The sequence below is a fragment of the Lentibacter sp. XHP0401 genome (assembly GCF_025751535.1).
Classification (GTDB): domain Bacteria; phylum Pseudomonadota; class Alphaproteobacteria; order Rhodobacterales; family Rhodobacteraceae; genus Lentibacter.
Genome location: NZ_JAOWLC010000004.1, coordinates 172,628 through 195,111, shown reverse-complemented (window position 1 = coordinate 195,111; position 22,484 = coordinate 172,628). Strand labels below are relative to the sequence as shown.

The 22,484-nt window shown below is 57.6% G+C and carries 22 protein-coding genes and 1 tRNA gene; 7 read left to right on the top strand and 16 right to left on the bottom strand.

The annotated features are described in order from the left end of the window. The first annotated feature begins 147 nt into the window (after positions 1-147). Positions 148-540, top strand: a complete 393-nt coding sequence (locus tag OE750_RS07275) for a BrnA antitoxin family protein (RefSeq protein ID WP_263763028.1) — start codon at positions 148-150, stop codon at positions 538-540. On the opposite strand, the gene uvrC is transcribed toward OE750_RS07275, so the two are convergent. From uvrC to OE750_RS07240, 7 genes are all read right to left on the bottom strand, one after another. Continuing rightward, entirely contained in the window at positions 537-2,405 is a 1,869-nt protein-coding gene (gene uvrC, locus OE750_RS07270; protein WP_263763026.1) for an excinuclease ABC subunit UvrC, read from the bottom strand. The genes OE750_RS07275 and uvrC overlap by 4 nt on opposite strands. Positions 2,406-2,706: 301 nt before the next feature. Further along, a complete protein-coding gene (locus OE750_RS07265) occupies positions 2,707-3,489 on the bottom strand; it encodes an SDR family oxidoreductase (RefSeq protein WP_263763024.1) in 783 nt (260 codons plus the stop codon). Further along, entirely contained in the window at positions 3,486-4,454 is a 969-nt protein-coding gene (locus tag OE750_RS07260; protein WP_263763022.1) for a calcium/sodium antiporter, read from the bottom strand. Before OE750_RS07260 ends, OE750_RS07265 begins: the two co-directional genes overlap by 4 nt. Before the next feature lie 3 nt (positions 4,455-4,457). Then, positions 4,458-4,622, bottom strand: coding sequence for a hypothetical protein (locus OE750_RS07255; protein WP_263763020.1), 165 nt, complete (start codon positions 4,620-4,622; stop codon positions 4,458-4,460). A gap of 4 nt (positions 4,623-4,626) precedes the next feature. After that, positions 4,627-5,424 (bottom strand): S49 family peptidase, encoded by a 798-nt coding sequence (locus OE750_RS07250; protein ID WP_263763018.1) that lies wholly within the window; start codon positions 5,422-5,424, stop codon positions 4,627-4,629. A 100-nt stretch (positions 5,425-5,524) separates the two neighbouring features. After that, positions 5,525-6,286, bottom strand: coding sequence for an ABC transporter permease (locus tag OE750_RS07245; RefSeq protein WP_263763015.1), 762 nt, complete (start codon positions 6,284-6,286; stop codon positions 5,525-5,527). Beyond that, the gene (locus tag OE750_RS07240; RefSeq protein ID WP_263763012.1) at positions 6,283-7,218 is read right to left on the bottom strand and encodes an ABC transporter ATP-binding protein; all 936 of its coding nucleotides are present in this window, start codon (positions 7,216-7,218) and stop codon (positions 6,283-6,285) included. The genes OE750_RS07245 and OE750_RS07240 overlap by 4 nt, the downstream gene beginning before the upstream one ends. A gap of 131 nt (positions 7,219-7,349) precedes the next feature. On the opposite strand from OE750_RS07240, the gene OE750_RS07235 reads away from it, so the two are divergent. Next, the gene (locus tag OE750_RS07235) at positions 7,350-8,330 is read left to right on the top strand and encodes a DMT family transporter (RefSeq protein WP_263763010.1); all 981 of its coding nucleotides are present in this window, start codon (positions 7,350-7,352) and stop codon (positions 8,328-8,330) included. Between the two features lie 6 nt (positions 8,331-8,336). Here OE750_RS07235 and yidD read toward each other — a convergent pair whose 3' ends face one another. The 3 genes from yidD to rpmH all read right to left on the bottom strand — a co-directional run bounded on the left by yidD (position 8,337) and on the right by rpmH (position 9,147). After that, the gene (gene yidD / locus OE750_RS07230; protein WP_263763008.1) at positions 8,337-8,558 is read right to left on the bottom strand and encodes a membrane protein insertion efficiency factor YidD; all 222 of its coding nucleotides are present in this window, start codon (positions 8,556-8,558) and stop codon (positions 8,337-8,339) included. After that, on the bottom strand, positions 8,555-8,896 hold the full coding sequence (gene rnpA, locus OE750_RS07225; RefSeq protein ID WP_263763006.1) for a ribonuclease P protein component: 342 nt from the start codon (positions 8,894-8,896) through the stop codon (positions 8,555-8,557). The genes yidD and rnpA overlap by 4 nt, the downstream gene beginning before the upstream one ends. Before the next feature lie 116 nt (positions 8,897-9,012). Further along, complete coding sequence (rpmH, locus tag OE750_RS07220; RefSeq protein ID WP_048599009.1) at positions 9,013-9,147, bottom strand: 50S ribosomal protein L34; 135 nt, start codon at positions 9,145-9,147, stop codon at positions 9,013-9,015. 293 nt (positions 9,148-9,440) lie between these two features. On the opposite strand from rpmH, the gene OE750_RS07215 reads away from it, so the two are divergent. The 4 genes from OE750_RS07215 to OE750_RS07200 all read left to right on the top strand — a co-directional run bounded on the left by OE750_RS07215 (position 9,441) and on the right by OE750_RS07200 (position 13,182). Beyond that, a complete protein-coding gene (locus OE750_RS07215) occupies positions 9,441-10,181 on the top strand; it encodes a TVP38/TMEM64 family protein (protein WP_263762993.1) in 741 nt (246 codons plus the stop codon). 28 nt (positions 10,182-10,209) lie between these two features. Next, the gene (locus tag OE750_RS07210) at positions 10,210-11,601 is read left to right on the top strand and encodes a dihydrolipoyl dehydrogenase family protein (protein WP_263762991.1); all 1,392 of its coding nucleotides are present in this window, start codon (positions 10,210-10,212) and stop codon (positions 11,599-11,601) included. Between the two features lie 15 nt (positions 11,602-11,616). Further along, positions 11,617-12,987: a sensor histidine kinase gene (locus tag OE750_RS07205; RefSeq protein WP_263762989.1), complete on the top strand. Its 1,371-nt coding sequence runs from the start codon at positions 11,617-11,619 to the stop codon at positions 12,985-12,987. 118 nt (positions 12,988-13,105) lie between these two features. After that, a tRNA-Arg gene (locus OE750_RS07200) sits at positions 13,106-13,182 on the top strand. Between the two features lie 318 nt (positions 13,183-13,500). Here the strand turns inward: OE750_RS07200 and OE750_RS07195 are convergent. The 6 genes from OE750_RS07195 to OE750_RS07170 all read right to left on the bottom strand — a co-directional run bounded on the left by OE750_RS07195 (position 13,501) and on the right by OE750_RS07170 (position 19,875). Further along, a complete protein-coding gene (locus tag OE750_RS07195; protein WP_263762987.1) occupies positions 13,501-14,295 on the bottom strand; it encodes an FAD binding domain-containing protein in 795 nt (264 codons plus the stop codon). A 13-nt stretch (positions 14,296-14,308) separates the two neighbouring features. Next, the gene (locus OE750_RS07190; RefSeq protein WP_263762985.1) at positions 14,309-16,678 is read right to left on the bottom strand and encodes a xanthine dehydrogenase family protein molybdopterin-binding subunit; all 2,370 of its coding nucleotides are present in this window, start codon (positions 16,676-16,678) and stop codon (positions 14,309-14,311) included. A 21-nt stretch (positions 16,679-16,699) separates the two neighbouring features. Further along, positions 16,700-17,170 carry a (2Fe-2S)-binding protein gene (locus OE750_RS07185; RefSeq protein WP_263762983.1) on the bottom strand — a complete coding sequence of 157 codons (471 nt, stop codon included), beginning with the start codon at positions 17,168-17,170 and terminating at the stop codon, positions 16,700-16,702. Between the two features lie 24 nt (positions 17,171-17,194). Continuing rightward, complete coding sequence (locus OE750_RS07180; RefSeq protein ID WP_263762981.1) at positions 17,195-17,656, bottom strand: CoxG family protein; 462 nt, start codon at positions 17,654-17,656, stop codon at positions 17,195-17,197. Between the two features lie 84 nt (positions 17,657-17,740). Beyond that, positions 17,741-18,964 carry a vWA domain-containing protein gene (locus OE750_RS07175; RefSeq protein ID WP_263762979.1) on the bottom strand — a complete coding sequence of 408 codons (1,224 nt, stop codon included), beginning with the start codon at positions 18,962-18,964 and terminating at the stop codon, positions 17,741-17,743. Next, entirely contained in the window at positions 18,964-19,875 is a 912-nt protein-coding gene (locus OE750_RS07170) for an AAA family ATPase (protein ID WP_263763212.1), read from the bottom strand. Before OE750_RS07170 ends, OE750_RS07175 begins: the two co-directional genes overlap by 1 nt. Before the next feature lie 254 nt (positions 19,876-20,129). Between OE750_RS07170 and OE750_RS07165 the strand changes: the two genes are divergently transcribed. Continuing rightward, positions 20,130-22,454 (top strand): Tex family protein, encoded by a 2,325-nt coding sequence (locus tag OE750_RS07165; protein WP_263762977.1) that lies wholly within the window; start codon positions 20,130-20,132, stop codon positions 22,452-22,454. Positions 22,455-22,484 lie beyond the last annotated feature (30 nt).

Sequence of the window (22,484 nt, the reverse complement as noted above, 5' to 3'; positions counted from 1 at the left end):
TCTTCGCTGCGGGCAACCGTGGGGCAACCTGTAGGGCAAGCTGTATATACGCCAGTATGGACAGCGCATAGGGCAGATCGCAGCGCTGTGTGCTTGTTAACCTTTGCGCGCCAGAGTGGCGAAAGCACCGCATAAGGAGGCCCGAGAATGCCAAGACTGACAAAGGCAACCGCCCGCATCGAGATGTTTGACGAGCTTAAATCCTTGCAAGAGGAATTGCGCCGCGACTGGGTGGAGCGCTCTTTGCCGAAGGACTGGTCCGGCTCGATCAGTGCATTTGGCCAGACCTCCCGCAAAGAGAAAATTTCGATCCGGCTGGATGAGGATATGCTCCGGTGGTTTCGCAGTCTGGGGCCCGGCTATCAGGCCAAGATCAACAAGATCCTGAGGATATATTGGACCGGAATCATTTGCGGCATGGTCCGCTCGCATTATGACGACGAACAGGTGACTCCCATGTTTCAGGAGATGATCTTGCGCAAGGCCGAGCTTGGTCGACTTGAACGTGAGGCACGCGCAAAAGAGGCTTGGGAAGACTAGCCCTTTTCGTGAAAGAAATCATAGATCGTTTCGGCGATGGTATCGGAGATGCCGTCCACGGCCTTAAGATCGGCCAGCGCTGCGCGGCTCACGGCCTTGGCGCTGCCGAAGTGGGTGAGCAGCGCGCGTTTGCGGGTTGCTCCGACGCCGGGTACATCATCAAGCGGAGTGGCGCTTATGGCTTTGCTGCGCTTGGCGCGGTGGGTTCCGATGGCGAAGCGGTGGGCCTCATCTCGCATCCGCTGCACAAAGTAAAGCACGGGGTCATTGTGCCTGAGAGCAAACGGCGGCTTGCCTGTCCGATAGAACTCTTCCTTGCCAGCGTCACGGTCGAGCCCCTTGGCGACGCCGACCATGGGAATTTCTGACACGCCCATCTTGTCCATGATCGCGCGCACGGCGGAGACTTGCCCTATGCCGCCGTCGATTAACAAAAGGTCGGGCCAGAGGCCTTCCTTTTTGAGCGGATCCTCCTTGATCAGACGTTTGAAACGGCGCTCGAGCACCTCTTTCATCATACCGAAGTCATCTCCGGGCGTAAGATCATCGCCCTTGATATTGAACTTGCGGTAGTGGTTTTTCATAAACCCGTCTGGCCCGGCAACGATCATTGCGCCGACAGCATGTGCACCTTGAATATGCGAGTTGTCGTAAACCTCGATGCGCTGCGGAGGTGCGGGCAGCGAGAAGGCTTCAGCCAGCCCTTTGAGCAGCTTGGCCTGGGTGGCGGTTTCGGCAGATTTACGCGCGAGACTTTGCTGGGCGTTGCGCAGAGCGAACTCGACGAGCTCGGCCTTTTCGCCGCGCTGCGGGAGCATAATCTCAACCTTGCGTTCTGCTTTTTCGCTTAAGGCTTCTTCCATAAGCTCTTTGTTTTCGATCGGATGGGAAAGGAGAAGCAGGCGGGGTGGCTCTTTGCTGTCGTAAAACTGGCCGATGAAGGCCTCGAGCACTTCGGAGGCTTCGATCTCTTCGGAGCCGACACGGGGGTAGAAGTCGCGGTTGCCCCAGTTCTGGTTGGCGCGGATGAAGAAGACCTGCACGCAGGCCTGCCCCTTGTCCATATGCAGCGCGATGACATCAGCCTCGGCCGTGGCGCGCGGATTGATCCCTTGGGTGCTTTGCACCTGGGTAAGTGCTTTGATGCGGTCGCGCAGAGCGCCGGCTTTTTCAAACTCCAGTGCATCGGAAGCGGTTTGCATATCGGCGGCGAGCTTCTCCTGAAGGTCGGTCGAGCGGCCCGAGAGGTAGCGCTCGGCATCTTTCACATGCTCGCGGTATTCGACGGCTGTAACCTTGCCCACGCAGGGGGCGGAGCAGCGCTTGATCTGGTATTGCAGGCAGGGGCGCGTGCGGCCCTCAAACTCGGCATCCGAACAGTTGCGCAACAGAAAGACGCGCTGAAGCTGCGCAAGCGAGCGTGTTACGGCCCCGGCGGAGGCGAAGGGGCCATAGTAATGACCCTTTTCCTTTTTGGCACCGCGGTGCTTTTTGATCATCGGGAAAGCATGATCGGTCACAAGGATGTTGGGGAAGCTCTTGTCGTCGCGCAGGAGCACATTGTATTTGGGTTTGAGCTGTTTGATGAGGTTTTGCTCAAGCAGCAGCGCTTCGGTTTCTGTTTTGGTGGTGAGAAACATCATGGTCGCGGTTTCGGAGATCATCCGTGCGATGCGGCCAGAGTGACCGGAAAGACGCGCGTAGCTGGAAACCCGCGCCTTGAGGTTGCGCGCTTTGCCGACATAGAGCACCCGCGCCTGGGCATCGAGCATGCGGTAAACCCCCGGCGCACCGCTGAGCGACTTCACGTAATCAGCGATGACCTTATGGCCTGTCGGGGTATTTTGCGGCTCTGTTTCGTTCATCTCTGCTTTGTCTCGATTCGCCTGTTGTGCTGCAATGTTAACCCGTTGGGGGCAAGAGGAAAGCTGTCCACTATTCCTGTGGATAAGTCTGCGTATAACCTAGGGCGAAGCGGGATTTTCCCTTGTTTTTGGCCCCCTTGCTTGATCTGCCTAAAAAATAGGCTTTTTCTCAAGGTATTGATTTTGCTTATGTTTTTTATTGCAATTTGGCAACTCTTTGGTTTTGTTAAGTTTTTCTTAAGCTTTTATGACATGACCTTAGGTCAGTGCAAAACTTGCATTGCACATGCAGCATTTGTGCTTACTCAACGCCCAGAACATCAGGGGTTTTCCAGCCGAGATGCTGCCCGCCATCGACGCAGAGAAGCTGGCCGGTTACGGCTGGCGCATCGAGAAAATAGCCAAGAGCAGCCGTTACATCGGCAGGATTTGCCCCACGCCCGAGCACTGTATTTTCGCGCTGTCTGGCGAAGTGAGCTTCGGTTTGGCGCGCGCCTATGAGTGTCGGACCCGGGCCGATTGCGTTGACACGGACCGCCGGCGCGAGGCCTTGCGCGGCGGTTTGGGTGAGCGCCCACAACCCCATCTTGGCAATGGTGTAGGTGCTGAACTCGGGCGTGACCTTGCGCACGCGCTGATCCACCATGTTGATCACAAGAGAACTGGCGAGCGCCTCACCGTTTTCATCCGTAAGGGCTACAGGTGCCTGAGCGGCAAAGGCTTGCGTGAGCACATAGGGTGCACGCAGATTGGAACCGATGTGGCGATCCCAACTTTCGCGGGTGGCTGTGTGGATCGTGTCGTATTCAAAAATCGAGGCGTTGTTGATGAGGCAGGTGAGCGGCTGGCCCAAGGCTTTGGACGCACGCGCCACCAGCGTTTCTGTGGCTGCTTCATCAAGCAGGTCAGCGCCAAGTGCCACGGCGCGCACGCCCTGCCCTGTGAGCTCTGTTACGAGCGTGTCGGCCTCGTCAGACGATGTGTTGTAATGCACTGCAACCGCATATCCGCGTGTGGCAAGATAGCGCGACATGGCGGCGCCGAGGCGCTGTGCGCCCCCTGTGACAAGAGCAGCCCCGCTCATGCCATGACCACAATCACGATATAGACGACATAAAGTGCCACCAGCAGAATGCCCCAGTTGCGTGTGATGTCACGTTTGAGAAAGACGAAAGGTATCAGCAGGAGTGATGAAGCCAGCATGACCCAAAGGTCAAATTGAAGGAACTGGCTATCAACAGGGATCGGCCCCAACAGCGAGGTAATACCGATGATGGCCAGAAGGTTGAACATATTGGAGCCGATGACGTTGCCCAAGGCCACATCGGCCTGACGGCGCAGCGCGGCCATGACTGTTGTTGCCAACTCGGGAAGCGATGTGCCGAGAGCCACAAGCGTGAGGCCGATCACCGTTTCGGTGACACCGAAATCACGCGCGATGTTGACCGAGCTTTTGACAAGAATGTCCGCACCGAGCGGCAGGCCGACAAGCCCGAGCACGAGAAAGACCATGATTTTCCACCAGGGCAGATCAGGGTCGGCGCCTTCGAGTTCTTCAAGCTCGGCCTCTTCCAAGGCGGCTTCGGCGGCGCGGGTTTCGCGGCGGTGGTTGCGGGCGTGAAGAAAGCTGTCAGCGAGAACGGCGGCCAAGGCGGCCAAAAGCACAAGGCCCGCCAAGGCATCGAACACGCCACGGAAGGCAAGCGCAATAAACAGCACTGTGCCGGCGATCATGTAGAGGTAATTTTTGCGGGTGTCGCACTCTGACGTGTGCATACAGGCCAAAAGGGCCGGAAAGCCGAGAACCATAAGAATGTTGGCCGTGTTGGAGCCAACGACGTTGCCCATGGCGATATCGGGCGCATTGTCGAACACCGCTTTGATCGCGATAAGCAGCTCGGGTGCGGATGTGCCGAAAGCCACGATAGTGAGCGAGACGATGAGAGCGGGAATACCGACACGCAGCGCAAGATTGACCGCGCCGCGCACGAGGCTGTCACCTGCCAGAAGCAAAATCACCAGACCGAGAGCCGCAAGTAGCCAATCCATGAGTTACCCTTTTGTTTTGCAGGGGCATGGCCCCTTGCCGATGCGAAAGCGCTTACATTTGGGACAGCGCTTGTCGGCGATTGTTTTGGCACCCGGAACCTTCAGCTTACCGAACATGGCCAGAACGCCCATGGCCACAAGGAAGAGAGTGACTATCTTGAAAATCATCTGCTCACAGCCCGAAGCGGGCGTATTCGGCCCGCTCTTCTATAGCTGCCAAGCCGTCATTGACAACCTGAGCACCAAAGCGTGCGAGCAGCGGCTTTCTGCGGCCGTAGCGAATGAGGCGGACCTTTTCGCCGTAAAGCTCTTTGAGTTTGGGTTCGATATGGCCGATGCCATCAATCAGGCCCAGCTCAAGCGCACGGCCCGCGAGCCAGAACTCCCCTGTGAAAAGGTCTGCGCTTTCGTCAAGTTTGCCTGCGCGGCGGGTTTTGACATGCTCGATGAACAGCGCGTGCATATCCCCCAGGAGTGACTTGAGGCGCTTCACGTCTTCGGGCTTTTCCTTTTGGAAAGGGTCCAGTGTCGACTTGGATTTGCCCGCTGTGTAAACGCGGCGCTCGATGCCTTGGCGCTCTAGCAACTCATGCGCACCGAAGCCTGCCGAGATGACCCCTATCGAGCCGATGATGCTTCCGCCGTCGGCCCAGATATCATCGGCTGCGGCTGCGAGCCAGTAACCGCCCGAGGCAGCCACATCCTCGACAAAGGCATGCACGGGGATTTCTTTTTCATCGGCCAACCTGCGGATGCGCGCGGCTATGAGCCCTGATTGCACGGGCGAGCCGCCCGGTGAATTAAGAATAAGCGCGACGGCTTTGGGTTTGCCTCTGCGAAAGGCTTTCTCGATCAGCGGGGCCAAAACCTCGTCTGACAAAGAACCGCGCGTGCCTGAAGCGATAGTGCCTGCGAGCCGTATCACGGCCACGCGGGGCTGCTTTTTGAGGAAGGGCAGTTTTATGATCATACAGTCGCATGTAAAGCTGCGCGCAGGGGTAAACAAGGGAGCCCCCCTGCGCGCTGCAAAAGATTTGTGAAAAAAGCGGGTGGCATGTGGTTTTAACGCCTCAAGGCTTGAGCCTGTAGCCTGACTTGAAGATCCAGCCGATGATGAGAAGACACGCCCCCGTGAAGCCCGCAATGGCCAAAAGCGAGAGGCCGATGGGCACATCTGCCGCGCCATAGAATGACCAACGGAAGCCGGAGATTAGGTAAACCACTGGGTTGAAGAGTGAGAGCTTCTGCCAGATGTCCGGCAGCATGGTTATCGAATAAAACGCGCCACCGAGAAAGATGAGCGGCGTGAGCACCAGAAGCGGGATGAGCTGGAGCTGCTCGAAATTACCCGCCCAGATACCGATGATGAAGCCGAAAAGCGCAAAGCTGAGACAGGTGAGCAGGAGGAATGCAACCATGGCGAAGGGATGCGCGATCTGAAGATCAATGAAAAATGAAGCTGTTGCGAGGATGACCAGCCCGATGAACAGCGCCTTGGTGGCAGCGGCACCGACATAGCCAAGCACGATTTCAAAGAAATTGATGGGCGCAGAGAGAAGTTCGTAAATTGTGCCCGTGAACTTGGGGAAATAGATCCCGAAGCTTGCGTTGGAGATTGCCTGTGTCATGACCGAGAGCATGATAAGCCCCGGCACGATAAAGGCAGCGTAGCTGACGCCCTCAACCTCCTGGATGCGGCTGCCGATGGCTGTGCCGAAGACCACAAAGTAGAGTGATGTAGAGATCACCGGCGAGATGAAGCTTTGCACGAAGGTGCGGAAAAAGCGGGTCATCTCGGCGGTGTAGATTGTCCAGACGGCTGACCAGTTCATGCGGCGTCCTCCGCTTTATCAGTTGTGAGGCCTACGAAGATGTCTTCCAGACTCGACTGGTTTGTTTTGAGATCGGCGAGTTTGAGGCCCGCGCTTGCAAGGTCGGCCAAGAGCGCGGTGATGCCTGTGCCCTCGCCTTTTGTATCGTAGGTATAAACAAGAGTTTCGCCGTCATCGGCCAGATCAAGCCCGTAACCGGCGAGCGCCTCGGGCACGGATTGAACCGGTGCGCGCAGGGAGATGCGCAGCTCTTTGCTGCTCATCCGCTCCATCAGCGCGGTCTTGTCTTCAACCAGCAAAAGAGCGCCTTTGTTGATCACGCCGATGCGATCGGCGATGGCTTCGGCTTCCTCGATATAATGCGTTGTTAGAATAATGGTGACGCCATCGGCCTTGAGCTGGGCGACCGTTTCCCACATATCGCGGCGCAGCTCGACATCGACACCTGCTGTGGGTTCATCCAGAAACAGCACGCGCGGCTCGTGGGCGAGCGCCTTGGCGATGAGCACACGGCGTTTCATGCCGCCCGAAAGCTGCATGGTGCGGTTGTTGCGTTTGTCCCATAGGGAGAGCTGTTTGAGGATACGCTCTATATGGGCATCATCGCGCTTGAGGCCAAAGAGGCCACGCGAAAAGCGGACCGCGTCGATAACTTTGGTGAACGGCTCCAGCGCAATTTCTTGCGGGACAAGCCCGACAAGCTGGCGCGCTTCACGGTAGTTTGCAACAATGTCATACCCACCAATGCGCGCGTGCCCGCCTGTGGGCGACACGAGGCCGCAGAGCACAGAGATAAGTGTGGTTTTGCCGGCACCATTGGGGCCGAGAAGGGCAAGGATCTCGCCTTCTCCAATTTCAAGGGTCACCCCTTTGAGCGCCTGAAAACCGCCCTCGTAGATTTTTTTCAGATCGTTGATCTCGACAATGGCCATGGCCTGCCCTCCTGTTCGCGTGCCGACACTACTGCGCGGCTGACCCGAGCGAAACCGCGAAAGCGCTTTTGTCGCTAAACGGCGCGCGGTGTCGCTTGCGGTCTGTTAACAGGTTATCAAAAGGACATGTCATGACGGAAGCTTTGAACCGCCCTGCTGCGGGTATTTTATTTGTTATCGCAGGGATTACGGCGATCAGCGTGAATGACGTGCTGATCAAGCTTCTCTCGGGTGGCTACCCTCTGCACGAGATGGTTTTCATCCGCTCAGGTATCGGAATTTTCTTTAGCCTTGTTTTGGTACAGATCGAAGGCGGCTGGGGGATTTTGAGAACTAAAACCCCCGGCTTGCACCTGCTGCGTGGGCTTTTTGTGGTTGTTTCAAACCTGAGTTACTTTGCGGCGCTGGCTGTGCTGCCGCTGGCGGACGCCACCGCGCTGTTCTTTGTTGCACCTCTGATGATCACGCTTTTATCGATCCCAATCCTTGGAGAAAAGGTCGGGCCGTGGCGGCTGGGCGCGGTTGTCATCGGCTTTGGCGGGGTGATTCTGATGATGCTGGCGTGGCGCGGAGAGAACGCGCCAGCGGATGTGTCATTGGTTGTTCTGGCGCTACCAATATTTGCCGCGCTGACCTATGCGCTCAACCAGTTGATGACCCGTAAGCTGGGTGTGGCCAGCAAAGCCAGCGCGATGGCTGTCTATATTCAGGGGATATTTCTCATTGTCTCGCTCGGATTTTTCCTTGTCGCAGGCGATGGGCGGTTTACGGAAGGCGCGAGCAATGAAAGCGTGATCTTTCTGTTAAGGGCATGGGTTATGCCCGAGGGCACAGACCGCTGGCTATTTCTCGGGCTTGGACTCAACTCGGCAATCATCGGCTATTGCCTTGGGCAGGCCTACCGCCTTGCAAGTGCGGCCACGGTTGCACCGTTTGAATATTTGGGGCTGCCATTGGCTGTACTTTGGGGCTGGATGGTCTGGGCCGAGTTCCCTACCCCGCTGGTTTTGGCGGGAATCGCTCTGATTATGGTGTCAGGTTTGTTTGTCTTTGTGCGCGAGCGCATCAAGAGCCGCCCGATGATCAAGAAACGGGTTCACAGGCGATATTGAGACGCTTCAATCCGGCACATTGTCGATGCCGCTGCCGCCCCACGGGTGACAGCGCAGGATGCGGCGGACCATGAGGTATGTGCCTTTGATGCCGCCGTGCTTGCGCAGGGCTTCCATGCCGTAGGCCGAGCATGTCGGATGATAACGGCAGCCGTGGCCAACCCACGGGCTGAACACGAGACGATAAAAGCGCACCGGCAGCGATATGACGAAAGCAAGGGGTGTCATGATGCATGCACCTTTCCGAGCGCATAGGCCAGATCGCCTTTGAGCGCCTCAAAATCGCGGTTGGCTGTTGTTTCAAAGCGGCCGATCAAGACGTAATCATACCCACTGCGGCCATTGACGGGTAGGACCGCGCGCGCAGCTTCGCGCAGGCGGCGCTTGGCGCGGTTGCGCGCTACGGCATTGCCAACCTTCTTGGAGCAGGTAAAGCCAACACGCATCGGAGCCTCATCGCCCCGCGAACGGGCTTGAAGCATCAGGCCCTTTGTGCCGCACTTTTGCGCGCGGGCAGCGGCCAGAAACTCGGACCGTTTTTTGAGGATGATGAGCGGTGCTGTCATGAGAGAGGTTTTCGCGCCAAAGTGAGGGCAGAACAAGTGAAAACCGCCTGAGAGGCTCTCAAGCGGTTTGATCTCTTTTTCGCAATCCTATGCCCTGTAAAAAGGGCAAGGCCAGCTTACGCGCTAAGCGACTTGCGGCCACGCGCGCGGCGCGCGTTCAGGATTTTGCGACCAGCTTTTGTGGCCATGCGTGAGCGAAAACCGTGGCGCCGCTTGCGGACGAGGTTGCTTGGTTGGTAGGTGCGTTTCATCGCTCCGTCTCCGAATTGTCAGGCAGGCGTGCGAGTCGCACGGATGCTTGGTGAATACTTGAAGCCCGCTCTATAGGCGGCAGTTTAGGGGCTGTCAAACCCGTAGAGCAGGGATTCAGCGGAAATTGCAACAAAAACCGCGAATGCCTGACGTGCTATGTTACAGTTTTGCAGGATTTACCCGATATGTTCACAAAATCGCAATGACAAGATCAACGCCCTGTGAGTCCTCTTGGGTTTTGCGGCAAACCTGCGCAGGTTGCGCTCTACAAGTAAAAAGCCGGAAATGGACAATGACAAACATGTCAAATGACGCGGATATGCAGAAATCTTCTGCCGCACGGCTTTTGCCTTTGGCGGTTATTGTCTGCGCAGCCATATTTGGCGCGGTCTATTTGCGCGATTATCTCAGCTTTCAAGCACTGCAACAAAACCGCGAGGCGCTGATTGCGTTCCGCGATGCCAACTATCTTTTGACTGCTTTGGTTTTTATTGCGGCTTATGTTGTGATTGTTGCCTTCTCCCTTCCCGGAGCGACGATTGCCACACTCACCGGCGGGTTTCTCTTTGCCACCTTCCCCGGCGCATTGTTCAATGTGACAGGAGCAACTCTGGGCGCGACCCTCATTTTTCTCGCGGCCCGTTGGGGCCTTGGTGCGCGACTTGGGGCCAAGCTTGAGGCTAGTGACGGCAAGATCAAAGCGATCAAGGACGGAATTGACGAAAACCAATGGTCGATGCTGTTTCTCATCCGCCTTGTGCCGGCTGTGCCGTTTTTTGTGGCCAACTTACTACCAGCCTTCCTTGATGTGTCGCTCAGGCGCTTTGTGATCAGCACGTTCTTCGGGATCATCCCCGGTGCAGTTGTTTACACTTCGGTTGGAGCGGGGCTGGGCGAGGTGTTTGCCCGCGGTGAGACCCCCGATTTGGGCATTATTTTCGAGCCACATATTCTCTTGCCGATTCTCGGCCTTGCGGTACTGGCGGCGCTCCCGATTGGCATCAAGGCGATACGCGGCGGCAAGGCATTTTAAGCCAGCCCTCCCCTGAAAGGACATCTCCATGGAAAAGATCAAAACAGACCTGCTGGTCATTGGTGGGGGTTCTGGCGGGCTGTCTGTTGCGGCGGGTGCTGCGCAGATGGGTGCAAGCGTTGTGCTTCTGGAAGGACACAAGATGGGCGGGGATTGCCTTAACTATGGGTGTGTGCCCTCCAAAGCGCTGCTCTCCGAGGCCAAGGCGGCTTTTGCCAAGGGCCGTGCACCGGCCAAGGCTTACGAGGCTGCAAAGGACCATGTGCGCGCCGTGATTAACACGATTGCGCCACATGATTCTGTGGAGCGGTTTGAAGGCCTCGGTGTGCGGGTGATTGAAGCCTACGGAACGTTTACGGGGGCCGAGACAGTGCAGGCGGGCGACTACGAGATCAGCGCGCGACGGATTGTGATTGCCACGGGGTCCAGCCCGCTTGTGCCGCCGATACCGGGGCTTGAAAGCGTGCCTTACGAGACCAACGAGACCATCTTTGAACTGCGCGAGAGGCCCGAGCGCTTGCTGATCATCGGCGGCGGGCCGATTGGCATGGAAATGGCGCAAGCACATCAGCGACTTGGCTCGCAGGTCACGGTGATTGAAGGCGCGAAGGCACTGGGCAAAGATGACCCCGAAGCGGCCACGGTTTTGATTGAACGCCTGCGTAACGAGGGCATTGTGATTGAGGAAGATGCACTGGCAGCAGAAATTCGCGGAGAAGCAGGCGCGATTGAAGTTGAGGCCAAGGACGGCCGCATCTTCAAGGGCACACACCTTCTGATGGCGGTGGGGCGCAAGGCCAACACCGACAAACTGAACCTTGAAGCCGCAGGGATTGAGCCGACCAAAACGGGCATCAAGGTGGATGCGTCCCTCAAGACGACCAACCGCCGTGTTTATGCGATTGGCGATGTGGCGGGCGGGATGCAGTTTACCCATGTGGCGGGCTATCATGCGGGGATCGTCATCCGCTCTGCCCTGTTCGGGCTGCCTGCAAAAGCCAAGCACAGCCACATCCCTTGGGCGACTTACACAGCACCCGAACTGGCACAAGTTGGCCTCACCGAAGCAGGTGCGCGTGCGCAGCACGGCGACAAGCTTGAGGTTGTGCGCTTCGAGTATGCTGGCAATGACCGTGCGATTGCCGAGGGGCAGACAACGGGGTTTATCAAGGTGATGATTGTGAAGGGCCGCCCTGTTGGCGCGACGATTGTGGGCCATCAGGCGGGCGAGCTTATCAACACTTGGGCATTGGCGCTGGCAAACAACATGAAAATGAGCCAGATCGCAGCTATGGTTGCGCCCTACCCCACTATTGGTGAAATCAACAAGCGCGTCGCAGGGGCCTATTTCTCTCCGCGGCTATTTGAGAGTAAGATGATCAAAAGGGTCGTCAGCGCGGTACAGCGCTTTCTGCCGTAAGAGGTAACACAGGCTATGCTCAACACGCTGTCAGGGCGCTTTCTGGTTTTGACCGTCATCTTTGTGATGCTGGCCGAAATCCTGATTTTTGTGCCTTCGATTGCGCGGTTTCGGGAAGACTACCTGCTGAGCCGCCTTGAGCGCGCGCAGATCGCCTCGCTGGTGCTGCTGGCCGATGATATGATTGACACGGATCTTGAAGAAGAACTCCTGCGCAATGCCGAGGTGTTTAACGTGGTGTTACGGCGCGACGAAGCGCGCCAACTGATCCTCTCGTCTCCGATGCCGAGACCTATTCATGCAACATATGATCTGCGCGAAGCTTCTGCCTTTGTCCTCATACGCGATGCTATGGCACGACTGTTTGACACCGAAGACCGTGTGATCCGCGTGATCGGGAACCCTGTTCGCGAGGCCGGTCTGCTCATCGAGGTGTCGATGGTAACCGACGGTTTGCGCACCGCAATGATTGATTACGGCCTGCGCATTTTGCTGATGTCCGCAGTGATTTCTGCATTTACGGCGGTGCTGCTTTTCCTTGCCGTCCGGATGCTGCTTGTGCGCCCGATCAAGCGCGTTGTCGGGGATATTCAGGCCTATGCAGCCAACCCTGAAGATGCCAACCGGATTATCCAGCCTTCCGCCAGTGTCTCGGAATTGCGCGAGGCCGAGGAAGCGCTGCAAAGCCTTGAAACCCAACTGACCAGTGCCTTGAGACAAAAGGATCGCCTCGCGCAGCTTGGCTCGGCTGTGGCCAAAGTCAGCCATGATTTGCGCAACATTCTGACGACCGCACAGCTTTTTACCGACCGTATCGAAATGAGCGAAGACCCGGCGGTAAAGCGGATGGCGCCCAAGCTCGTCAACTCGATCAGCCGCGCGGTGAAGCTTTGCGAAACCACGCTGACCTTCGGCAAGGCCGAGGAGCCCGCGCCCAAGCTGGGCGAAGTGAACCTGAAAGAACTTGTCGAGGATGTGTTTGAAGCCGAGCAACTCACACGCAGCGACGGCGAAATCATATTTATCGACACTGTGCCGCAAGGTTTTACTGTCAGGGCTGACAGCGAACAGCTTTATCGCGTGATCAGCAACCTTGTGCGCAACGCGCGCCAGGCACTTGAGAGCGCCCGCCAAAGCGGCGAGGTGCGCGTTGCGGCGCAAGAGGCTGACAAGATGCTGGAGATCAGCGTGAGCGACACCGGCCCAGGGCTGCCCGAGAAGGCGCGCAAACATCTGTTTGAGGCCTTCCACGGCGGCGCGCGCAAAGGCGGCTCCGGGCTTGGACTTGCGATCGCGTCCGAGCTGATCCGCGGACACGGCGGGGAACTATTGTTGGAACGGTCAGACGAAAACGGCACAAGCTTCACAATTCGCCTCCCCCGATAAAACAACAATACCATAAGGTCGCTTGCTAGCTCACCGAGAGGCCGAACAAGCAAATTTTGTTTTTTTACGAAAAGCTGCTTGCAAAGCCAAAGCACAGGGCTTAATTGCTCACCCTCACGGACCGATAGCTCAGCTGGATAGAGTACCTGACTACGAATCAGGGGGTCGGGGGTTCGAATCCTCCTCGGTCCGCCATTCCCCCCCTTCTAATAGCCGAAATAAGCTTCTGAAATTTAAGCATGCACTTCTCCTCAACGGCATAGGATTGGCTGATATTTCTATGCTCAACCGAGTGAAGCCTCGCGACGCAAAAGGACAGCAAGCTAAGCTACCGGCACAGTGTCCTGTATCTTGTGAGGTGCATTCGTGTGACTGCGTCCGCCAGATTAATTGCTGAGTGGTAAGTGATTAAGGAAGCTTGATGCCGGACACGACCAACGTATTGAACTTATCGTAGCGAACGTTGCAATGTCTACCGAGGCGTCGCCACGCTGTGCGCGTGGCGACGTCTTTTTAAGATGCCAATACCGCGCGGGCAGCCATAACCTTGATAAGGTTCGCGCGGTAAGCGGCGGCTCCGTGGATATCGGACATAAGCCCGTCGGCTGAAACGTCAGCGCCTTTTGCCGAAGCTTCCGACCAGTCCGCCGTCAGCGCCACTTCGAGCGCCTCGGAGCGGAACACGCCTTCATCGCCCGCGCCCGTAACCGTCACGCGCACGCCATCTGCAGTTTTAGCGACGAACACCCCAACAAGTGCAAACAGAGAGGCGGGTTGCGCAAACTTGGCGTAGGCTGCGGCTTCAACTTTGGGGAACTTCACGGCCGTGATGATTTCGCCCTCGTCGAGTGCTGTGGTGAACAGCCCGTCGAAGAAATCATCCGCCCCGATTTCGCGCTGGTTTGTCACCACCGTTGCGCCGAGTGCCAAAAGAGCTGCCGGATAGTCGGCTGCCGGATCGTTATTGGCGACCGATCCGCCGATTGTTCCTGCGTGCCTGACAGCGGGGTCGCCGATACCGCCTGCCAGTCTCGCGAGCGCGGGGGTGTGCTTTTGCACCTCCTTGCTGCTGGCCACCTCTGCGTGGGTTGTCGCCCCGCCGATGACGAGCATGTCGCCATCTAGCGACACGCCAACCATACCCTCGATACTACGAACATCAACCAAATCGCTCGGGGCGGCGAGGTGTTGTTTCATCGTTGCGATCAATGTTTGTCCGCCCCCGAGGATCATTGCCTCTTCGCCCGCGCCCAGCGCTTTTACCGCGTCATCGATGCTTGCGGCTTTGTGGTATTTTGTCGGATACATACTCTGTCCTCCCTTACTCTGCCGCTTGCGAAGCTGTGACAGCTTGCAACGCGTTCCAGACATTCTGCGGTGTCGCAGGCATGCTGAGGTTGTTGTTGCCGATCGCATCGGTGATCGCGTTGATCACGGCGGGTGGAGAGCCGATGGCCCCCGCCTCACCGCAGCCCTTCATGCCGAGCGGGTTACCCGGGCATGTTGTGGACGCATGATGCACCGAATAGAACGGCAGATCAGCGGCGCGCGGCATCGTATAGTCCATATACGAGCCGGTGATGAGCTGGCCGTCATCGTCGTAGATGACCTGCTCCATCATCGCCTGACCGATGCCTTGGGCAAGCCCGCCGTGCACCTGGCCTTCAACGATCATCGGGTTGATGATGGTGCCGAAGTCGTCAGAGGCGGTGAATTGCACCACTTCTGTTCTCCCTGTCTCCGGATCAACCTCGACCTCGCAAATGTAGGTGCCTGCGGGGAACGTGAAGTTCGACGGATCGTAGAACGCGCTTTCCTTGAGGCCCGGCTCCATCTCCGGCGGCAAGTTGTGAGCCGTGTAGGCCGCCAGCCCGATTTCATGCCAGCCGAGCGCCTTGTCGGTGCCTGCAACTTTCACCTCGCCGCCTTCGATGACGATGTCGTCCTCGGAAGCTTCAAGCTGGTGTGCCGCGATCTTGCGGACTTTGGCTTCGACTTTGTCCATCGCCTTGACGATAGCGGACATGCCGACAGCGCCGGAGCGCGAGCCGTAAGTTCCCATGCCGAACTGCACCTTATCAGTGTCACCATGCACGATTGAAACATTGTCGATCGGCAAATCAAACCGCTCGGCGACGATCTGGGCGAACGTTGTTTCATGGCCTTGGCCGTGTGAATGTGAACCTGTAAGGATCTCGATTGTTCCCACAGGGTTAACCCGCACTTCCGCGCTTTCCCAGAGGCCGACGCCCGCGCCAAGGCCGCCAACGGCCGCCGAAGGCGCGATGCCGCAAGCTTCGATGTAGCAGGAGTATCCGAGGCCGCGCAGCTTGCCCCGTTTGGCCGCCTCTGCCTTGCGCGCCGGGAACCCCGCCACATCGGCGGCTTCTTCGGCTTGGGCAAGGTTCGCGTCAAAGTCGCCGCTGTCATACGTCATGATAACGGGTGTCTCATGAGGGAACTCGCGAATGAAGTTCTTCGCCCTGAGTTCGGCGGGCTTCATACCAAGCTCGCGCGCCGCTGTCTCCATCATCCGCTCTATGAGGTAGCAAGCTTCAGGCCGCCCCGCACCACGGTAGGCGTCAACCGGCACGGTGTTGGTGTAGACAGCGCGCACGTTGGCGTGGAGGTTCTGGATATCGTATTGCCCTGACAGAAGCGTGGCATAGAGATAAGTCGGAACCGAGCTGGAAAAGAGTGACATGTAAGCGCCGAGATTGGCAATTGTGTCGACTTTGAAACCGGTGATCTTGCCGTTTTCGTCAAAGCCCATTTTGGCAGTGCTGATGTGGTCACGGCCATGCGCGTCGGTGATGAAAGCTTCCGAGCGGTCCGCCGTCCACTTGACCGAGCGGTTTGTTTTCATTGACGCCCAGAGACAGGTGATCTCTTCGGGGTAAATGTAGATTTTCGCGCCAAAACCGCCCCCGACGTCGGGCGCGATAACGCGCAGTTTATGCTCGGGCGCGACGTTATAAAACGCGCTTAGGACAAGGCGTGCGACATGCGGGTTTTGCGAGGTGGTGTAGAGCGTGTAGTGCTCTTCGGCCTCGTCATATGTGGCCACAGCCGAGCGCGGCTCCATCGGGTTGGGCGAGAGACGGTTGTTTGTGATCTCCATTTCGGTGATGTGCTTTGCAGCCGCGAGGCCCGCATCCGCTTTTGCCTCATCACCGATCTCCCAATCGTAGATCAGGTTGCCGGGTGCGTTCTCGTGAATCTCCGGTGCGCCTTTGGCGAGAGATTTATCGGCTTTCACCACAGCGGGCAGCTCTTCATACTCGACTTCGACAGCTTCTGCTGCGAGGCGCGCGAGTTGCTGCGTATCGGCAATGACAACCGCGACAGCGTCGCCCACATAGCGGACTTTCTGTGTCGCCAGCGCCGACCATGCCCCCATGTTCATCGGCGAGCCGTCTTTGGAAGTGACAGCCCAGCCACAGATGATGTTGCCGATGCCGTCGCCTGTTAGCTGGTGGCCGTCAAGCACATCAACGACGCCCTCCATGGCCAGCGCGGCTGACTTATCAATGCTCTTGATGTTTGCGTGCGCATGCGGACTGCGCACAAAGGCTGCGTATGCCTGATTTTCCATGCGAACATCATCGGTGTATTTACCTTTCCCCGTGATGAATCGTTTGTCTTCCTTGCGTTTGACGCGGGCGCCAATTCCGGTAGCTCCATTAGCCATGTCTTGTCCTCCCTTGTCAGATTACATTTTTGTGGCTGCGTCTTGCACAGCCTTGACGATGTTGTGGTAGCCCGTACAGCGGCAGATATTGCCTTCCAACTCGTGGCGCACGGCCTCGGCTGTCAGCTCGCGGCCCTCGGCTTTGTAGCGGTTCACCATATCGACGCCCGACATGATCATGCCCGGTGTGCAGAAACCGCATTGCAACCCATGGTGCTCTTTAAAGGCGGCTTGCATAGGGTGCAGTTCGCCGTTGGCGAGGCCCTCGATTGTCGTGACATCCGCGCCATCTGTGGCCGCAGCAAGCGTGGTGCAAGCCTTCACAGCTTTGCCATTAATATGCACAACACAAGCGCCGCATTGGGATGTGTCACAGCCAATATGCGTGCCGGTCAGGCGCAGGTCTTCGCGTAGAAACTCCGACAGAAGCGTCTCGCCGGAGACATTCCGCGAGACGGCTTTGCCGTTTACTGTCATATTTACTTTTGTCATATGGTCCTCCCTTTTTGGCCCCGCCTAGCCCTCCTCCGGCGTGTCGGGTCCGTTTAAGTGTTCTTGAAAATTGTCGAAAAACTTCGCCGCCAACTTTTTTGCTGTGGCATCAATAAGACGGCTGCCGAGGCGGGCCAGTTTGCCGCCGATCTGAGCGTGGGCCTCGTAGCTCAAAAGCGTGCCTTCGGGCACCTCCTGCAGCACCACATCAGCGCCGCCCTTGGCAAAGCCTGCAACGCCGCCATTGCCTTCACCTCTGATGGTATAGCTGGCGGGGGCATCTATGTTGAGAAGCTCGATAGCACCAGCGAATTTGGCTTTAACTGGGCCGATCTTCTGGACAACTTTGGCTTCCATCGTGGTCGGTGAGGTTTGTTCTATCTCTTCACATCCGGGGATGCAGAGCTTAAGCACCTCAACGTCGTTGAGCGCGGCCCATACCGCTTCGCGTGGTGCGGCAATGGTATGCTCTCCCGTCATATCCATTTAGGTTTTTCCTCCCCGAAAAATCTAAATCAAGACTTCAAAGTGTAAGCCTGCAGCGATTCTTAGCAAGTGATTGTTTTCGCCTTAAAGCTGAGCAATAAACTCGGACTTTTGTGAGGGTGCACCCAACGCCTTTGACAACTCGGCGAGGCTGTCAACGTTGTGGCAGGCATGGAAGCTGTCGACCAATGGCAAAAGTGTGCGCACACCTGCGGCCTTAGGGGCAAAGCCGTCAAAGCGCAAAAGCGGGTTGAGCCAGACGAGGCGTTTGCACGACAACGATAGGCGCTCGGCTTCTTTACGGAGCATCTCGGTGCCGCCAGTTTCAAGCCCGTCGGTGATCAGCAGCACAACAGCCCCTTGCCCCAGAACACGACGCGAGTAATCGCGATTGAAGGCATGCAGCGCGTCACCAAGCCGCGTGCCGCCCTGCCAGTCGGGCGCGTCGTGTCCGACGGCTTTGAGGGCATCATCAACGTCACGCCGATGCAAGGCACGGGTGATATTGGTGAGCTGTGTGCCCATCGTAAAACCGTGGACGTGGCCCCAGTCCGAGTGAGGCGCCCAAACAAGCGTGTGCAGAAAGTGCATCATCATCCGCGCATATGTGGCCATGGAGCCGGAGATATCACACAGCACCACGAGGTTGAGCGGGCGGGTGCGCAAAGCCTTTTTAGGTAGCGGGCCGAACTCACCGCCGCTTTTCAGAGCATTTCGAAGCAGAGCACGCACATCGGGCTGGCGCCCGATGTGCGAGGGTGTTGTGCGACGGGTTTTGACAGGCTTGGCGGGCAGTGTCAGCTTGCTGATCGCCGCGACTGCTGCGGCCTGCTCAGCGTTGCTCATCTGCTCGAAATCAAGGCTGCGGAGCACTTCGGTTTGCGACAGGCTCATCTGCGCGTCCATCTCGAGCACGTCACGCTCGGGCATATCATCAGGCGCCTCGTGCTTGCCCTCTTCAAGCGCGTCCTCGGCGCGGCGTTGGGCGGCTTTGGCCTCCGGAGCGTCACTGCCCATCGTCTGCAACAAAGGCAGCATGGATCGAACCATTTTTTGCAAAAACTCGGGGTCACGCCAGAACAGGGTGAAAACCTGATGAAAGGTTTGAAACTGCTCGGGGCGACAGACGAGCGTGGCTTTGAGGGTGTTATAAAAGTCTTCCCGGCGGGTGAAACCTGCTGTTTGCACTGCCTCGATGGCCGAAAGCACTTGCGCGGGGCCGACATTGACGCCCGCCTTACGCAAAGCGCGGGCGAAGTGAATAATATTCTCGGCCAGCTTGCCTTCGGTGTCCGGCAGCGCCTGCATTACTCTGCCAACAGTTGGGCGTGGGCTTCATCAAGCAGTCGCGCGGTTTCTGAGCCTGTGATCTTGGCGATATCGTCCTGATACTTGAGCAGCGCGCCAAGCGTGTCGGCGACGACATCAGGCGTGATCGCGACAGCATCAAGCGCGATGAGACAGCGCGCCCAGTCGATCGTTTCGGCTACTCCGGGGTTTTTGAACAGGTCTTCGCCGCGCAAGGCCTGCACGAAAGCGACGACCTCACGGGTGAGCTTTTCAGTGCACTCCGGCAGGCGGGCCTTGAGAATTTCGACCTCGCGCTCGAACTGCGGGTAATCAACCCAATGGTAGAGGCAACGGCGCTTGAGGGCGTCATGCACTTCGCGTGTGCGATTGGACGTGAGAATGACAATCGGTGGCTCGCCAGCTTTGATGGTGCCGAGCTCGGGAATGGTGACTTGAAAGTCTGACAGGGCTTCAAGCAGGAAGGCTTCAAACGGCTCATCGGTGCGGTCGAGTTCGTCGATCAGTAGAACGGGGGGGCCTTCCGGGTGCGGCTCGAGCGCTTCAAGCAGGGGCCGCTTGATGAGGTAGTCAGGTGAGAAAAGCTCGGTTTGCAGCGATGTACGGTCAGCTTCGCCCGCTGCTTCGGCGGTGCGGATCGCGACCATTTGTGCGGTGAAGTTCCATTCGTAGAGTGCGGAGGACACATCAAGGCCTTCGTAACATTGCAGGCGGATCAGGCGGCGGCCCAAGGAGTGGGCGAGAGCCTTGGCAATCTCGGTTTTGCCGGTGCCTGCCTCGCCTTCGAGAAACAGCGGTTTACCAAGCTTGAGCGAAAGGAAGGCGACAGTGCCCAATGCACGGCCACAGACGTAGTCTTGTTTGGCGAGCATTGCGATCGTGTCGTCGATCGAAGCGGGAAGAGCGGCCATATCGGACTTTCTGTTGAGTTTCACAACCGCCATTAAAGCAGTCACGTGACTGGCTGTCTATCGTGGGAAGGGCGGCGCGTTGACTGGCCCGCTTCGCCGCGCTCTGCGCTGGCTTAGCAGCAGCCACAGACACTGGCGCGCCTATCCCGAAAGACCAGCATGTCTACATTGCTAGCTTCTGAGCGACTTCTTGGGCTTGGCGCTATTTTGCTTTGACGCTATCACGGCACTTCGAACACTTTGGAGAGCCAGTCATGAACGCCGTTGCAGAACGCATTGCCCGCAATATAGCCGCCGAGATCAATGCGCGCCCCGAACAGGTAACCGCCACGGTCGCGCTTCTGGATGGCGGTGATACCGTTCCTTTTGTAGCGCGCTACCGCAAGGAAGTAACTGGCGGCCTCGACGACACTCAGCTTCGCGTTCTGGCTGAACGGCTGGACTATCTGCGCGACCTAGAGAAGCGACGCGCCAGCATTCTTGGGGAGATCAAGGACCAGGGCAAACTGACCGATGCACTGTCCCGCGCCATCACTGGCGCTGAGACCAAGGCCGTTCTTGAAGACCTTTACCTTCCCTTCAGGCCCAAGCGGCGCACAAAAGCGATGATCGCCCGCGAGAACGGGTTGGAGCCACTCTTGCGCGCCATTCTCGACAATCGCGCTGCTGACCCTGCCAAACTTGCAGGCGGCTATCTGTCCGAGGCGGTCGCAACCGAAAAAGACGCGCTGAATGGCGCGCGTGATATTCTGGCCGAGGAACTGGGCGAAAACGCCGCCCTTCTGGGCCGTTTGCGGCAGGTGATGCAACAAGAAGCCCTGGTGTTCTCTCGCGTGAGCAAAGGGAAAGAAGAGGCTGGCGTCAAATTTTCGGATTACTTCGACCATACCGAAAAGTGGGCGACGATCCCTTCGCACCGCGCGCTGGCAATTTTGCGGGCTGCAAAGGAAGAAATTGTCACCGTCGATATCGGGCCTGCTGATGATGAGGGCCTTGCGCGCATCAATGCTATCATTGCCGCCGAAATCGGCATCTGCGGTCAAGGGCCCGGAGACTTGTGGTTGCGAGAGGCCGCCGCCTGGACATGGCGCGTCAAGCTCAGCCTGACAATGTTTATGGAGTTGCTGACGGATTTACGCCGCCGCTCACATGCCACAGCGATTGAGGTATTTGCCCGCAATCTTCGTGATCTTTTGCTGGCCGCGCCCGCAGGTGCACGCGCGACATTGGGTCTCGATCCGGGTATACGAACTGGCTGTAAAATTGCGGTCGTCGATGAGACGGGCAAGTTATTGGACACGGCCACAATCTATCCGTTCCAGCCCCGCAACAATCTGCGCGGGTCCGAGGAAACCTTGCTGCACTTAATCCGCAAGCATGACGTCGCCTTGATTGCGATTGGCAATGGCACAGCGAGCCGAGAGTCTGAAAGGTTGGTCGCTGATGTGTTGAAGCATCTGCCCACAGGGGTTGCGCGGCCAACGCCTGTGATTGTCTCTGAAGCGGGCGCTTCTGTCTATTCCGCATCAGAATTGGCCTCGCAGGAATTTCCGGATGTAGATGTGTCGATCCGCGGGGCTGTTTCAATTGCTCGGCGGCTTCAGGATCCTCTCGCCGAACTGGTGAAAATCGAACCACAAGCCATCGGCGTGGGACAATACCAGCACGATGTCGACCAGCGCCAGCTTGCCCAATCTTTGGCCGCTGTTGTCGAAGACGCGGTGAACGCTGTTGGTGTCGATCTCAACATGGCCTCGGCGCCGCTGCTGTCACATATTGCGGGCCTTGGACCCTCACTGGCACAAAGCATCGTCGTGCACCGGAATGCAAACGGACCCTTTGAAAACCGCAAGGCCCTACTGAAAGTCAGCGGATTGGGGCCAAAGGCCTTTCAGCAATGCGCTGGATTTTTGCGCATCACCGAAGGGAAAGAGCCGCTGGATGCGTCATCGGTTCACCCCGAGGCTTACGGTGTGGCGCGCAAAATCGTGCAGGCTTGTGGGCGCGATGTCAGGGAAATTATGGGCGATAGCAAGGCCCTTGCAGGTTTGAAGGCCGAGCAGTTTGTCGATGGCGATTTTGGGCTGCCCACAGTACGCGATATACTGTCGGAACTCGAAAAGCCGGGCCGCGACCCGCGCCCGGCGTTTAAGACGGCAACCTTCTCCGAAGGGATTGACAGCATTACCGACCTCAAACCAGGCATGTCGCTAGAAGGCACGGTGACAAATGTCGCGGCCTTTGGGGCTTTTGTAGATATCGGCGTGCATCAGGACGGTCTGGTACATGTGAGCCAACTTGCTGATCGCTTTGTGAAAGACCCACATGAGGTTGTCAAAGCCGGTGACGTCGTCCGCGTGCGCGTCACAGAAGTTGACGTGCCGAGAAAACGCATCGGCCTGACCATGCGCAAAGACAATAGCGTGGATTCTACAAAGGATCGACGTGCGCCCGAAAAGCCAAAAGCCAATGCCAAAACGAAGCCCAAGGCGGCGCGGACGCAAGCGGCAGGCACCGATGGAGCCTTGGGTTCAGCTCTTGCGGAAGCTTTGAAGCGCCAGCTTGATCAGAAAAGTTAGATCGGTTCGTGCGGCATCCACCTTTCTGTT